11 protein-coding genes are annotated in these 13762 nt (G+C 63.4%); 2 read left to right on the top strand and 9 right to left on the bottom strand.

Translation table 11 applies throughout. The features are described 5' to 3' along the window. Positions 1-81: 81 nt before the first annotated feature. From ACP7DW_RS11950 to ACP7DW_RS11930, 5 genes are all read right to left on the bottom strand, one after another. A complete protein-coding gene (locus ACP7DW_RS11950; RefSeq protein WP_426055740.1) occupies positions 82-813 on the bottom strand; it encodes a BON domain-containing protein in 732 nt (243 codons plus the stop codon). A 104-nt stretch (positions 814-917) separates the two neighbouring features. Next, positions 918-1613 carry a hypothetical protein gene (locus ACP7DW_RS11945; protein ID WP_426055741.1) on the bottom strand — a complete coding sequence of 232 codons (696 nt, stop codon included), beginning with the start codon at positions 1611-1613 and terminating at the stop codon, positions 918-920. 152 nt (positions 1614-1765) lie between these two features. Beyond that, positions 1766-3490 (bottom strand): dipeptidyl-peptidase 3 family protein, encoded by a 1725-nt coding sequence (locus ACP7DW_RS11940; RefSeq protein ID WP_426055742.1) that lies wholly within the window; start codon positions 3488-3490, stop codon positions 1766-1768. Positions 3491-3538: 48 nt separating this feature from the next. Continuing rightward, entirely contained in the window at positions 3539-5251 is a 1713-nt protein-coding gene (locus tag ACP7DW_RS11935) for a methyl-accepting chemotaxis protein (protein WP_426055743.1), read from the bottom strand. A gap of 132 nt (positions 5252-5383) precedes the next feature. Beyond that, positions 5384-5983: a short chain dehydrogenase gene (locus tag ACP7DW_RS11930; protein ID WP_426055744.1), complete on the bottom strand. Its 600-nt coding sequence runs from the start codon at positions 5981-5983 to the stop codon at positions 5384-5386. A gap of 113 nt (positions 5984-6096) precedes the next feature. Here ACP7DW_RS11930 and ACP7DW_RS11925 point away from each other — a divergent pair, with 113 nt between their 5' ends. After that, a complete protein-coding gene (locus tag ACP7DW_RS11925) occupies positions 6097-7014 on the top strand; it encodes a LysR family transcriptional regulator (RefSeq protein WP_426055745.1) in 918 nt (305 codons plus the stop codon). A gap of 166 nt (positions 7015-7180) precedes the next feature. Here ACP7DW_RS11925 and ACP7DW_RS11920 read toward each other — a convergent pair whose 3' ends face one another. The 3 genes from ACP7DW_RS11920 to ACP7DW_RS11910 are packed head-to-tail and all read right to left on the bottom strand — an operon-like array spanning position 7181 to position 11465. After that, on the bottom strand, positions 7181-8611 hold the full coding sequence (locus tag ACP7DW_RS11920) for an efflux transporter outer membrane subunit (protein ID WP_426055746.1): 1431 nt from the start codon (positions 8609-8611) through the stop codon (positions 7181-7183). A 40-nt stretch (positions 8612-8651) separates the two neighbouring features. Further along, a complete protein-coding gene (locus ACP7DW_RS11915; RefSeq protein WP_071075756.1) occupies positions 8652-10250 on the bottom strand; it encodes a DHA2 family efflux MFS transporter permease subunit in 1599 nt (532 codons plus the stop codon). Between the two features lie 6 nt (positions 10251-10256). Then, positions 10257-11465 carry an HlyD family secretion protein gene (locus tag ACP7DW_RS11910; protein WP_071075755.1) on the bottom strand — a complete coding sequence of 403 codons (1209 nt, stop codon included), beginning with the start codon at positions 11463-11465 and terminating at the stop codon, positions 10257-10259. A 144-nt stretch (positions 11466-11609) separates the two neighbouring features. Here ACP7DW_RS11910 and ACP7DW_RS11905 point away from each other — a divergent pair, with 144 nt between their 5' ends. Continuing rightward, entirely contained in the window at positions 11610-12326 is a 717-nt protein-coding gene (locus tag ACP7DW_RS11905) for a TetR/AcrR family transcriptional regulator (RefSeq protein ID WP_426055747.1), read from the top strand. Positions 12327-12349: 23 nt separating this feature from the next. Here ACP7DW_RS11905 and ACP7DW_RS11900 read toward each other — a convergent pair whose 3' ends face one another. Further along, complete coding sequence (locus ACP7DW_RS11900) at positions 12350-13519, bottom strand: hypothetical protein (RefSeq protein ID WP_426055748.1); 1170 nt, start codon at positions 13517-13519, stop codon at positions 12350-12352. Between the last annotated feature and the right edge of the window lie 243 nt (positions 13520-13762).

Below are 13762 nucleotides of genomic sequence, written 5' to 3'. Positions count from 1 at the left end.
GTGAAAAACAGCCAGGTTCCGCATGCGCGGACCTGGCTGTTTTCATCAGGGCCTTTGCCGCGGCGGCAAGCGCCACCTGGCTTACTTCACCTTCAAGCCATTCTTCACGTCCTTCACGCCTTCCACGCCACGCGCCAGGTCGGCGGCTTTTTTCACTTGCGCCTGGGAAGGCACGAAGCCGCTGAGCATGACGACGCCATTCACGGTTTCCACGTGCACATCGAGCGCTTTCAAGTCATTGTCCTTGACCAGGTCCGCCTTGATCTTGGTGGTGATGACGGAGTCTTCCACTGCCACCTTGGCGCCGCCGGCCGCATTGCGCGTCATGCAGGCGGCCTTGGCCGTCGCATCCATGGCGTCGCAGTTTTCCTTCGTCGTGGCAGGGGGATTCTGCGCCACGTTGGTGCCGGCCCTGGCGCCCGTGTTGGCGTCGGCCAGCGCGGCCGTTTTCGCCGCCTTGGCATCGTTCATGCACGTGGTTTTATCGGCGCCCGTGCGCTCGCCGCACTTGGCCTTGGCCAGGTCATACTCGGCATTGGCGACCTCCTTGCGGGCCTTGCCCAGTTCGCGCGGCGTGTTGCGGTATTGCGCCACGGCGTCCGACTCGGCCTTGGCGCGCGCCACCTTCGCTTCCTCCACGCAGACTTTTTTCGCATTGCCGCTGTGGCTGTCGCAAGCGGCCTTGGCCTGTTTGTAGTCGGCCGTCGCCTTGTCCGTCAAACTCTTGTATGAGGCATCCTGCGCATACGCGGGCGCGGCGGCAAGCAGGGCGCTGGCACTGGCGGCCAGCATGAGTGCGATCATTTTGTTCATGATGGTTCCTCTCTGGTTAGTTGATGCCCAGATTAGACCCCTGCCGCGCGCAAAGCTCCGTGCGACAGCACACGCTGACAGTCCATCCGCGTAAAAATCAGCGTTTATTTGTCGCCGCTCAAGCCCTTCCGCCACAACACTTGCGCCTGTTCAAATGATGAAGCGGCCCCAGCAAATGCGTCTTCGCCATCCGCCAGCGCCAGCCATGCCTGCGTGGCGTGGGAACTGCCTACACCGCCGCCCGCCGCCTCGTCAGCCGTGCGCAGGCCGCGCATCCAGGCCAGCACCTGCCGGTACTGCCCGGGGTGGCGTGCATGCATCCACGCCAGGGCCACCAGGTCCGCATAGGCCTCTTCGCGGCGCGTCTCGCGCAGCTCCTGCGCCAGCGCTGTCAACCTGCCCGGCTGCATGCTGCGCGGTTCGACAAAGCCGCGCGGCAAGGCATGCCAGTCGCCTTGCGCATAGCGCTGGCAATGGCCGATTTCATGCGCCGTCATCGCTTCGATCATCGCGCCATGGCGCGCGGGCGGCACGCCCTGCAGGACGGTATCGGCCATGGCATTGCCGCGCAAGGACAGCACCAGCTTGCAGCGCCCTGCCGCGTAGCCCAGCGCCAGCGGCACGGCGCCGGGCGCATCCTGCGGCTGCACGATGATATCGATGGGCAAACCCTGCGTGCGCGCGTAATCGATGACGGGTTTTCCCGCCTGCAGCCAACGGCTTTCCAGATCGGTGAGCTGGGCGTGCGCCATGGCAGGCACAGCAAGGAACAAACTCAACAGCGAGAACAGTTTCAACATGGGATCGACAGGAGGAAAGCGGCTTTAGCACTGCAGAGTAAGCGGTGCAGATATTTCCACAAGGAAAAACTGGCAACTTTTCATAAATAAAGACGAAAAAAAACCGGTGCAGATGCACCGGCTTTCCAGGCTGACAATAGTCAGGGTCGGATTTATTTCTTCGCAGTCATTGCCTTGTCCAGCGCGCGGGCCGTGACGAATTCCGGGCGGATATCGTTGGGCACGGCCTTCATCTTGTCGAGCGCCACCTGCACTTCCGGGCGGATCACCACGTACTTGGCCATCATCGCTTGCGCGCGCGCATAATCACCCGTTGCCTCGATGGTCAGAAATTCACGGTCCAGGTCAATCACTGCTTGCTTGATCTTGCCAAAATCGACGCCGAACCTGCCGTCGCCCAGCGAGACAAAACCGCCCTTGTCGAGGATGTAATTGATCTGGATGGCCATGCCGCGCGCGTGTGAATCGGTCAGGCCGAAATGCAGGGTGCGGAAACCGGAAGCAAGGAATGTGTTGTACAGCTTGCGCTCAGCCGCCTCGCCCTGGCCCAGGGTGTCGTTGAGTTGTCCCTTGTCCATCATGTAGCGCAGCGCGAACAGGCCCGTGATGTCGGCCTTGGCTTCCTCGATGGTGGAATACGCTTCCTTCAAGTCCTGGCGCGGCGTCGATGGCTTGCCGTCGACGACGGTGGCGTGCGGGCCCAGGCCGTGCATGATTTCATGCGCGAGGATGTGCGTGAAGAAGGAATTGAAATCCACGTCCTGCTGCGCTTCGGGCGTCAGCACCAGTGTCGAGATCGGTGTCAGGGTGGCCTTGAACTTGGCTTCCTGCACGTTCTTCAGCATGACGCGCTTCGAGCCGCGCGCGCTGATGATGCGCTCGTCGTTCGGCAAGTTGTAGGCGGCCGTCTGCACGGCCATGTTGCCGTCGCCGGCGCCGTACACCTGGTTGACCACCACCATCGGCGCCAGCGCGCCCACTTTCGGGTTGCGATACCGGGCGTCGAGCGGCAGGTTGTCTTCCAGCTCCTGCATGTGCTTGGCAAAGAAATTGAGCTTTTGCGTCTCGGCCTGGTCGCGGATGTTCACGTACGCTTCGAACGCGGCCTTGTAGCCGAACAGCTCGTCGTTATACGTTTCGTACGGGCCGATGGTGATGTCGACGGGCGAATCGAGGTCCATCCAGGCGAAGTCGGATGGTAAATAGTCATTGTCGAGGAAAGCCTTGGCGCGCAGGGTGAGAAATTTCTTCAAGGAAGCATTGTCCGTGGCGGCGGCCGCCTCGTCGAGCAGCCTGGCCAGCTGCTTCAGTTCCACCTTGTACTCGTCCGAATATTTGACGGTCTGGTATTTGCCATCCTTGCCCGCGCGAATCGTCGTGAAGAACCACTGCGCCTGCTGCTTGTCATCCGCCGACAAGCCATTCATCCACGTTTCCAGGCTGGCCTTGGTGGCGCCCTGCGGATAGAAATTGCCCGCTTCCGGCTTGTGCGCGGGAATGGCGATGCCCGCATAGCTGGCGGGCATGAACGAGGCGTGCGCGTCGAGCACCGACCAGGGTCCCTTGTTGATCCAGAAATAATTCAAACGGGCCTGGCCCAGCGTTGATTTGTCCTTCTTCAGTGCCGCCCACAGCGCTTCATTGCCGGACCAGCGCTGGCGCAGCTGCAGCACGTCGACCAGCTTGGCCGCCTCGACCAGCTTGGCGATGGCCTGGCGGTCACCGGCAGACAGGTGCGTGACATCGGCGGTCAGCGCGACGGGCGCATAGCGGGCGCTCATGCTGGTCAGTTGTTGCGCGGTAGCCGGGGTTGCGGGTGCGGCGCAGGCGCTGCCGACGGCGGCGGCCATCAGCAGGGGGAACAGGATACGTTTCATCGGGACCTCAGCAAACAATGTAAGGTCCCGATTGTAAACGAGCGGCGCTTAAAACTCTTCCCATGCGTCATCGGCGGGCGCCTTGGAGGCCAGCTTTTTCGGTGCCGGCTTCGCCGCTGCCCTGATGACGGGCCTGGCGGCAGTCACGGCGGCCGGACGCGCACGCGCCGGCGGCGGCGCCTGCAGCGGCACCTGCGAGTTGTCGAGCTTGAAGATGCTCACCACCTGCGACAGGCTACCCGCCTGCTCTTCCAGCGAAGCGGCGGCCGAAGCCGATTGTTCGACCAGCGCCGCGTTCTGCTGCACCACCTGGTCCATCAGGCCGATCGCCTGGTTCACCTGTTCGATGCCGGACGACTGCTCGCGCGTGGCCACGCTGATCTCGCCCATGATGTCGGTCACGCGCTTGACGCTGTCGACGATGTCTTGCATGGTCGTACCCGCTTCATCGACAAGGCGCGCGCCCGCGTCGACGCGCTCGACGGAGTCGTCGATCAGCGCCTTGATTTCCTTCGCAGCCTGGCTGGAACGCTGCGCCAGGCTGCGCACTTCGGTGGCGACGACAGCAAAGCCGCGGCCCTGCTCGCCGGCGCGCGCCGCTTCCACGGCCGCGTTCAGGGCCAGGATATTGGTCTGGAAAGCGATGCCGTCGATCACCGCGATGATGTCGACGATTTTCTTCGACGATGCGTTGATGGCGGCCATGGTCTGCACCACCTGCGCCACCACCGCGCCGCCCTTGACGGCCACGCCCGAGGCGGACACGGCCAGCTGATTCGCTTCGGTCGCGTGTTCGGCGTTCTGCCGGACGGTGCCCGTCAATTGTTCCATCGACGTGGCGGTTTCCTCGATCGAACCGGCTTGTTGTTCCGTGCGATTCGAGAGGTCCAGGTTGCCAGCCGCAATCTCGCGCGAATTGGTGGCGATGGTCTGCGTGCCGGTGCGCACCTGGCTGACGATGGTCACCAGGCTGTCGCGCATGCCGCGCATGGCGTACAGCAAACTGTTGCGGTCGTTTGGCTCGGTAGTGATGGTCACTGCCAGGTTGCCGGCGGCGATTTCGCCGACGATGGCGGCAGCATAGTCGGGCTCGCCGCCGAGCTGGCGCAGCAAGCCACGGCTGATGCGCCAGGCCGCCATCGTGCCTATCACAATCGCGCCCAGGCACAGCAGCACCATGAAGAAGAAAAAGCTGCGCGCCACGTTGCTGGCGCTGTCGGCCTGTGCACGGCTCATCTTCTCTTCCAGGTCAATCAGCTGATTGACCGACGCGAGCCAGCCCGTAAAGGCGGCCGCCCCCTGCTGCTGCAGCAAAGCGGTGGCGCCGGCCAGGTCATCGGCCAGACGCAATTGAATCACCTTGGCGATGATGGGCTGGGCCTTCGCTTCGCTCGCCTTGATGCCGGCCAGGGCCATGCGTTCGGCCTCGGTGACGCCCTTGCCGCTGGCGATGATCTGATCCAGCGGCGCGGCGGCCTGCGCGTAATTGGCGGCGAGCACTTCGATGCGGGCAATTTCCGGCTGAGCCGCAGCGATGTCGGCGGCCAGCACCACGTCGCGCAAGGCGATCGCGCGGTCATGCACGCTGCCGCGGAAATTGATCGCATGGCGTTGCTTGACGTTGTTGACGTCGCTGATATTGGTGAGGATGGCGTCGATCTGTTGTACGCGATTGATGCCAAGCGCGGTAACGATGATCAACAGCAGCAGGACCAGGCCAAATCCTGTATAGAGCCGCGTGCTGATTTTGGTGCTTTGCATATCCATCCATTCATGAAAGTGATTGAACCCAGCATCATCAATATGTTGAGCTGCGGAAATAAAGATCAATTTATCATGAATGTTGCACGGCCGCTGGCGCCCCTCCAAAATGCCCGCCCGGCCCAGCCGGAGTTACCAGACGCGGTAGATCTGCCCCGTCTGCGCCCCTTCCACGCTGCGGCTGTAGGCCAGGGCCACGCGGCTGGCGGCGGCCGGCTCGAAACCGTAGAAGAACGGGCCATACGCGTCCAGCGATTCGGCCAGCACCGTGGGGCTGACGACATTGATGCGTACGCCGCGCGCCAGTTCGATGGCGGCGCCGCGCACGAAGCCTTCCACGGCCGCATTCGTCATGCTGGCGGCCGCGCCGAAGCGGATCGGCTGCTCGGCCACGATGCCGCTGGTGAGGGTGATCGAGCCGCCGTCGTTCAGGTATTCCTGCGCCACCAGCGCCACGTTGACCTGGCCCATCAGCTTGCTGTCCAGGCCCAACCGGAATTGCTCTGGCGTGAATTCGGCCAGCGGGGCGAAATGCAGCTTGCCGGCCGTCACGACGACGGCGTCGACCTTGCCGATGCGCTTGAACAGGGCGCGCACTTGCGCGATGTCGCCCATGTCGGCCTGATGCGTGCCGCTGCGGCTGCCCACTTCGATGATTTCATGGCGTTGCGCCAGTTGGGCGGCGACGGCCGTGCCGATGGTGCCGCTGGCGCCGATGATGACGATTTTCATGCTGCTTCCTTGTGTGGGTTGAACGATGCAGCCAGTATGCGCCGCTTCCAAAAAGGAATAAATACGCTAGAATTTACAAGATTACCAACCGACAGTTTGCAATCAAGGCACCCATGGATAAATTGCGCAGCATGGAAATCTTTGTGTCCGTCGTCGACCAGGGCAGTTTTACGGCCGCCGCCGAAGCATTCCAGATATCGCCCGTGATGGTGGGCAAGCACATCAAACAGCTGGAAGAACGGCTGGGCACGCGCTTGCTGACGCGCACCACGCGCCGGCAAAGCCTGACGGAAATCGGCCAGCAGTACGTGGAGCAGTGCCGCCAGATCCTGGCGCAGATCGCCGCGGCGGAAACGGGCGCGGAAGCGATGCGGGCCACGCCGCGCGGCAAGCTGAAGATCACGGCACCCGTCTCCTTCGGCAGCGAGTGCATCGCGCCGCTAATGGCCGAATACCTGACGGCCTACCCGGACGTGAGCCTGGAGCTGAATCTGAATGACAGAATGGTGGATCTGGTGGAGGAAGGATTCGATGCGGCCATCCGCATCGGCAAGCTGGACGATTCCGGCATGGTGGCGCGCGTGCTGCGGCCGTATGCGATGGTGATCTGCGCCTCGCCCGCCTATCTGGCGAAACATGGCACGCCGCGCACGCCGGACGACCTCGCGCGGCACGAATGCGTGGATTTCATGCAGTGGTCGCGCCACATGCGCTGGCGCCTGAGCGGCAAGGCAGCGCGCCACGATGGCGCGGCGGCCGAGAGTCGCTTCCGCTCGAACAATGGCCAGGCGCTGCGCATGGCAGCCCTGCACGGCTTCGGCATCGTCATGCAGGCGGAGATCCTGCTGGCCGAAGATATCGCGGCGGGCCGCCTGGTGCCGCTGCTGGGCGACTACGTGCCGGCGCCGCGCCTGATGCATCTGCTGTATCCGCGCGACCGCCAGCCCACGCCGAAGCTGACGACCTTCATCGATTTTCTGCTGCAACGCTACGGGCCGGCGGCGACACCGCCGCCGGCCACGCTCACGTAACTAGTTGGATTGACTTACCATTTTTTGCTCATGGTTGACATTGCGACACCTGAGAAAACCGTAGCGAGCGGCAGTGATTTGTGGCCGAGAAGCGCAACCGTACTTTAGTACGGTGAGCATCGCCGGCCGCAAAGCGCGACGCGCAGTAGGTTTTATCTGGTGTCCTTCAATGCTGCCAGCCCGCGCCGAGTGACCTGGCCACGGCAACGGTTGCCAGCAGGCGCTGGGTCTTGATCTGCGCGGCGGCGCGGTCCGCCGTCAGCGAACTGCGCTGGGCATCGGTGACGTCGAGATAGGTCGAGATGCCGCGCTCGTAGCGCGTGCGCGCCACCAGGTAGGCGCGCGCCGCCGCTGCCTGCGACAGGGCCTGGGCGTCGCCCTGCAACTGGCGCTGCTCCACATCGGACAGCGCATCTTCCACTTCGCGCAAGGCCGTCAGCAGCTTCGTTTCATGGTTCGCCACGGCTTCCGCATAGCGCGCCTTGGACAAGTCCAGATTGGCCTGGTTGCGGCCACCGTCGAAGACCGGCAGGGACAGGGCCAGCGGGCCAAAGCTGAACTGGCGCGAACCGCCCTGCGCCAGGTCGCGCAGTTTTTCGGACGCGTAGCCGAAATTGCCCGTCAATTGCAGCGACGGATAAAACGCGCCTTCGGCCACGCCCACTTGCGCGTTCGCCGCGCGCAGGTTCGCGACGCTGGAAACGAGGTCCGGGCGGTGCGCCAGCAGGCTGGCCGGCAAGCCGACGGGAATGGCGGGCGGCAGCGGCAGGCTCGATGGCTCGGCGGCCACCGGCAATTGCAGCGCCGACGGCGGCTTGCCCGTCAGGGTGGCCAGGCTGTTTTCCAGCTGGTTGCGCTGGCGCTTGACTTCATGCAGGTCGGCTTGCGCGTTCGACAGTTCGACTTTCGCGCGCGCCAGGTCCAGCTCATTCGTCAGACCCGCATTGAAGCGCGCCTCGACCAGCTGCGCCGACTCGCGGCGCGTGTCCAGGGCGCCATTCAAAATCGCCATTTCCGCATCGAGTCCGCGCAGCTGCCAGTAATTGCTGGCCACTTGCGCCGACAGCATCAGCAGCACGCCGTCGCGGTCGGCCTGCGCCGCCAGCGCCTGCGAGTCAGCCGCTTCGACCATGCGTTTGACACGGCCCAGCAAGTCGACTTCATACGACAGCGAACCGCCCACGGAAAAGTTATTCCCGCTGATGGAGCGGTTGCCCAGGGCCAGGCCCTGCGAAGTGTTGGCCGAGGTGCGCGAGTTCGAAATACCCGTGCTGACGTTCACGCTCGGGCCCTGGTTGGCGCGCGCCGTGCCGCTTTGCGCCAGCGCCTGCAGCAATCGCTCGCCGGCCGCCTTTACGCCGGGATTGTCCTGCAGCGCGCTGCGCTCGAGGCGGTCCAGGGTGGCGTCGCCGTAGATGCTCCACCATTCCTTGGGCAGCTGCGCGGCATCCGCTGCGGCCGCGCCGTGGCGGAAAACGCCGTTGTCGACGCCAGCCACATTTGCCGGCGCGGTGAAATCCTGGCCCACGGTGCCGCAGGCGGACAGCGCCACGGCAAGGGAAGCGGCCAGCGCGATTTTCGTCAATACTGTTTGCATGGTGTATACCTTCTTGTTCTTTAAGGGCTTGCGTTGGCGGTCAATGACCGCCGCCACCGCCACCGGGAGCTTTGAGTTTGTCGGCCAGCCACAGGGGCACGATGCAGGCCAGCAGGATGGCGCCGATCAGGAAGAAGCCATCGTTGTAGGCCATCACATACGCTTCGCGGCGCACGATGCCGTCGATCGCCTGCAAGGCCTGGTTGCCGGCCGTGACGGCGTCATAGCCCTTGGCCATGAACGACGACGTCAGCTGGTCGATGCGCAGCTGCGTGGCGCTGGAATACGCATTGATCGCTTCACCCAGGCGCTGCGAATGAAAGTGCTCGCGGGTGCTCAGGGCCGTGGCCAGCAGGGCGATGCCGATGGAGCCGCCCAGGTTGCGCGTCATGTTGAACAGGCTCGATGCGGACGGCATGTCCTTCGGTGCGATGCCCTTCATGGCGAAGTTCGACAGGGTCAGCATGACGAAGGGCTGGCCCAGCGCGCGCACCACCTGCGACCATAGCAGCTGGTCGTAGCCGGTGGACGCGTCCATGTAGGCATTCATCATGCACGAGCCGCCGAACAGCAGCAGGCCGAACGAACACAGGATGCGGTTATCCACCACGGACGACAGCTTGGCGACGAAGGGCATGATGAACAGCTGCGGCAAGCCCACCCACATGATGACTTCACCGATCTGCATCGGCGAATAGCCGGCGATCTGGCCGAGGAACAGCGGCAGCAGGAAGGCCGAGCCGTACAGGCCCATGCCCGTCACGGCCGACAGCACGGTGGCGACCAGAAAATTGCGCTGGCCGTACAGGGCCAGGTTGACGAAGGGCTCGGCGCGCGTGGCGCTGGTGACGACCCAGCCCAGGATGCCCGTCAGGGCCAGCGCGGCAAAGGCGATGATGAAGCCCGAGTCGAACCAGTCCTTCGAATTGCCCTCTTCCAGGAAGATGGTCAGGCAGCCCAGGCCCAGGGCCATGAAGAAGATGCCCAGCCAGTCGGCTTTCCAGAACAGCTTCAGTTGCATCGGCTCTTTGTCCAGGCCATAGATCATGCCGGCGATCAGCAGCACGCCCGGTACCCAGTTGATGTAGAAGATCGAAGGCCAGCCATACAGCTCGGAGAGATACCCGCCCAGGGTCGGGCCCATGGCCGGCGCCAAGGTGGCCGTCAGGCCGAAGATGGCCATGCCGACGGCGCGCTTCGACGGCGGCAGCTTGAGCATCACCAGCGTGAACGCCATCGGGATCAGGGCACCGCCCGTAAAACCCTGCAGCATGCGAAAGACGATCATGCTTTCCAGGTTCCAGGCCGCCCCGCACAGGGTGGAGAACAGCAGGAAGAAGGCGGTGGTACCGATCATGTAGGTGCGCAAGCCGAACACGCGCGCCAGCAGCGCGGTGAGCGGGATGACGATAATTTCCGCCACCAGGTAGGCCGTGGAAATCCACGAACCCTCTTCCTGGGTGGCCGACAGCGAGCCAAGGATATCCTTGAGCGAGGAGTTGGTGATCTGGATGTCGAGCACCGCCATGAAGGCGCCCAGCATGCCGGCGGCGACCGCCAGCCAGGTGCGCCCGGAGACTTTCTCGTCGATCACGGGAAACGCTGGCGGCTTCGCCAGCGTGGTAGAGGGGCTGCTCATGGAAGCTTAGCGGGCGGTGGTCTGGGCGGCGGGAGCGGCAGGAGCGGCGGCGTGGCGCGCGTCCTTCTCCTGATCCGCATTGGGCTGGTTCACTTCCACTTCGGCGATCACCGACATGCCCGGCACCAGGCGGCCATTCATGGCCTTGATGTCTGCCGGCTGGAAGACGATTTTCACGGGCACGCGCTGGACGATCTTGGTGAAGTTGCCGGTGGCGTTATCGGCCGGCAGCAGCGCGAATTGCGCGCCCGAGGCAGGCGCGAAGCTGTCCACGGTACCCACCAGTTTCTTGCCCGGCATGGCGTCGATCGTCACGTGCACGCTCTGGCCGCGGTGCAGGTCGGCCAATTGGGTTTCCTTGAAGTTGGCGGTAACCCAGACGTTATCCTGCACGATGGCCGTCAGTTGCTGGCCAGGCTGCACGCGCATGCCCGTTTCCACGTTGCGCTTGCCGATGCGGCCGGCGACAGGCGCCAGGATGCGGTTGTATTGCAGCTGCTGTTCCGCGTCTTTCAATTGCACGCGCAGCACGGCCACTTGTGCCTTGGCCACGTCGCGCGCAGCTTGCGCCGCACCGATCTGCGCCTTGGCGGCCGAGGCGCTGTCGCGGCGGGCGGCCAGGTCGGCCACGGCGCTCGAGCGGGCCGCGTTGGCGCCGTCCAGTTCCGCTTTCGAGACGGCTTTCATCTGGCTCGTGTACAACTGGCCATAGCGCTCCGCATCCTGTTTCGCGCGCAGCAATTGCGCATCGGCTTGCGCCACTTGCGCCTGGGCGGCGCTGGCCTGCGCCTGCACTTGCGCGATCTGCGCGTCCGCTTGCAGCACTTGCTGCTCGGCGCTGGCGATCTGCGCGGCGATCTGCTCGGTTTTCACGCGCTGGTCGAATGGATCGAGTTCAGCGATCACGTCGCCCTCTTTCACCATTTGATTGTCGTCGATGAAGACCTTGGTGACGACGCCGGAAATGCGCGCCGAGACAGGGTGCACGTGGCCGGACACATAGGCGTTTTCCGTCTCCACGAAATAGTGGCTGCGGTACCACATGCGCGCGCCGGCGCCCAGCGCGACGAGGACGATCAGGCCGGCGATGATTTTGACGCGGTTGTTGGGGGGGGCGGAGCTGGCGGAAGCGGCGGGCGCGGAAGGTGCGGCAGGGGCCGCGGGTGGGACGGCGCTCAGCACCTTGTGCTCTGCTTGGCCTGGCTGGTTGGACATACTCGCTCCGAAAATGAAATGATATAGGTTCATTATTGGGCAAAGAAAAACCAAAGTCAAGAAATGAAACGATTGCATTTCATTTTAATTTGCACTACAGTGTGAGCCATCACTTACCTTCCAACTTATAAAGAGACCCAGACCATGTCCGATCCCGGCCTCAGCGATACCTTGCCCACCACGACAGAATCCGACGCCGCCCAGGAGCTTTCCTGCTGCGGCAAGCCGGCCGGCCGGCCGCGCGCGGCCGACATGGAGGCGCGCATGGAAAACCTGCTGCACACGGCCGGCTGTCTGTTTCTGGAAAAAGGGTATGGGAAGGTGAGCCTGGAAATGATCGCCCGCGAAGCCCATGTGGCCGTGCGCACGATTTATGTGAAGTTTGGCGGCAAGGCTGGCTTGTTCAATGCGGTGGTGGAATTGCGCCGCGCCGCCTATTTTTCGACCATGCCGGCGCTGGAAACGGATATGCGGCCCCTGCCCACCATCCTGGGCGAATTCGGCCTGCTGTTCGTACAGCTCGTTACCATGCCGGCGGCGATCCGCCTGAATCGCATGGTGGTGGCCGAAGCGGCCACGCACCCGGAACTGGCGGAAACGTTTTACAAGGTGGGACCGGGACAGACGCGCGAGATGCTGATCAGGTTTTTCAGCCGCCCCGACATCGCGCCGCTGTTTCGCGCGGAGTTGACGCCATCCATCCTGACGCTGCACCTGCTCAATTGCCTGCTGGGAGATCAGATGTCGCGCCTGCTGTTCCCGCCGCAAGCCCAACCGGACGTGGCGCAATTGCGCGCCAAAGTGACGCTCAGCCTGGACCTGTTCTTGCGCGGCACCTTGCGCCAGCCGCTGCCGAACTGACGCGGAAAGGCTGGCCGCGAAGGTCAGCCAGGGCGGCCGCCCTCTTCCTGCATCGCCGCCGCGGCATGCTCCTCGTTCAAGCCCAGCGCACGCAGGAAAGGCTGGGCTGCCGACGCGGCATCCAATCCAAGTGAAGACTCACTTCCATCATGCCGTTCCGGGCCATAACGCATCAGATCGAACGAGGTTTCAAAGCGCTGCGCGAGGAAATAGGTGCGGAAATAATCGAAGGAAAACGCCACCTGGCCATCGCTCCGCAGCAGCAAGCCCTGCGCGTACAGCGGCGCCAGCCAGTCCCCGGCGGCCATGCTCCAGCCCTTCACAGCGCAATAGTCGCTGGTAAAACACTGCAGTTCCGCTTCGCCGAGGAACTCGGTCTGGGCTTCGAACATCACGAACGCCAGCTCGATCAGGAATTCGCGCGCATCGGCAGCCACGCCGGCGCCCACGCGCTGCCGCCCGCCCGCATGGCCAAGCAAGCCATCGAGATAAGCGCGTTCGCCTGCCAGCTGCGGCAGCAAGGTGGCAAACACATGCTCGGCATCCATCTGCCCCGTTTCCTGGCCATTCGGCGTGTACAGCACCGACAGGGCGAAGTTCTTGCTTACATCGTCGAACTCGCGCAGCGACACCGTCCACTGCGTGCCTGGCGCGTCGCCATCGGCCCCGCCCGTACCGAACTCGAGCACGGAAAACGCCGTCATCTGGCCCTGCGCACCGTACAGGCTGCCGGGATTGCTCTTGAACAGAATGCCCAGCGACTTCATCAGTGAACTGGCATCGCCCGTATGCTGGTGGCCGTGGAACACGGCGTGGATATTCTTGTAGTGCGCGCGCTGCTCGGCACTGGCGTGCTCATCGGCGGAGAAAAAACTGAAGCCCGCATTGCCCAGCGCCGCCGCGGCGACACCCTGCTGTCGGCTGCCCGGTACCAGGTAGTAACGCGCACCGGGCAAGCTGGCCGCCTGCAGCAGGGGGCGCAGGAAGTATTCGTAGACATACACGGGTGTCGTGCCGGCACAGGCGTCAGGCGCCACCAGCTGGCCCGTGAAGAAAATCGCATCGATCTGCTTGCCCGCCGCCAAGATAGCGGCCACATCCTGGCACAAGGCATGCAGCATCACGGCTTGCTCTTGCTCATCAGCCCGACGCAATCGGACGTCGGCGATATGAAGGGCGGTAAATTTTTTCATCGTTGCAAAACTCTTTCAGTACAGCGGAATTTGACCGAACCCCACGCTGGCAACATTCCTGGAAAAATTACACGCTGCTATTGAAGCAAACATGGTGACAGACCCTCATTCTGCCACTTTTTCCACACGGCAATACTCACCAATTTTCACAAGACACCGCCGCGCCACGGTTTACTATGCCGCAGGTCAATGAAAATAAAAAAACCGGGAACACGTCCCGGTTTCTTGTACTGAAAGTTAACT

The organism is Janthinobacterium sp. PSRC1-1, from assembly GCF_049897525.1.
GTDB lineage: Bacteria > Pseudomonadota > Gammaproteobacteria > Burkholderiales > Burkholderiaceae_D > Janthinobacterium > Janthinobacterium tructae.
This window is presented reverse-complemented; position numbering and strand designations above follow the sequence as displayed.

What these genes read in the sequence shown, in the direction of transcription:
- ACP7DW_RS11930 (WP_426055744.1), bottom strand. Translation starts at nt 5,983, where the DNA reads ATGAAAATCGTCATCATCGGCGCCAGCGGCACCATCGGCACGGCCGTC.
- ACP7DW_RS11910 (WP_071075755.1), bottom strand. Translation starts at nt 11,465, where the DNA reads ATGTCCAACCAGCCAGGCCAAGCAGAGCACAAGGTGCTGAGCGCCGTC.
- ACP7DW_RS11905 (WP_426055747.1), top strand. Translation starts at nt 11,610, where the DNA reads ATGTCCGATCCCGGCCTCAGCGATACCTTGCCCACCACGACAGAATCC.
- ACP7DW_RS11945 (WP_426055741.1), bottom strand. Translation starts at nt 1,613, where the DNA reads ATGTTGAAACTGTTCTCGCTGTTGAGTTTGTTCCTTGCTGTGCCTGCC.
- ACP7DW_RS11915 (WP_071075756.1), bottom strand. Translation starts at nt 10,250, where the DNA reads ATGAGCAGCCCCTCTACCACGCTGGCGAAGCCGCCAGCGTTTCCCGTG.
- ACP7DW_RS11950 (WP_426055740.1), bottom strand. Translation starts at nt 813, where the DNA reads ATGAACAAAATGATCGCACTCATGCTGGCCGCCAGTGCCAGCGCCCTG.
- ACP7DW_RS11940 (WP_426055742.1), bottom strand. Translation starts at nt 3,490, where the DNA reads ATGAAACGTATCCTGTTCCCCCTGCTGATGGCCGCCGCCGTCGGCAGC.
- ACP7DW_RS11920 (WP_426055746.1), bottom strand. Translation starts at nt 8,611, where the DNA reads ATGCAAACAGTATTGACGAAAATCGCGCTGGCCGCTTCCCTTGCCGTG.
- ACP7DW_RS11925 (WP_426055745.1), top strand. Translation starts at nt 6,097, where the DNA reads ATGGATAAATTGCGCAGCATGGAAATCTTTGTGTCCGTCGTCGACCAG.
- ACP7DW_RS11935 (WP_426055743.1), bottom strand. Translation starts at nt 5,251, where the DNA reads ATGCAAAGCACCAAAATCAGCACGCGGCTCTATACAGGATTTGGCCTG.
- ACP7DW_RS11900 (WP_426055748.1), bottom strand. Translation starts at nt 13,519, where the DNA reads ATGAAAAAATTTACCGCCCTTCATATCGCCGACGTCCGATTGCGTCGG.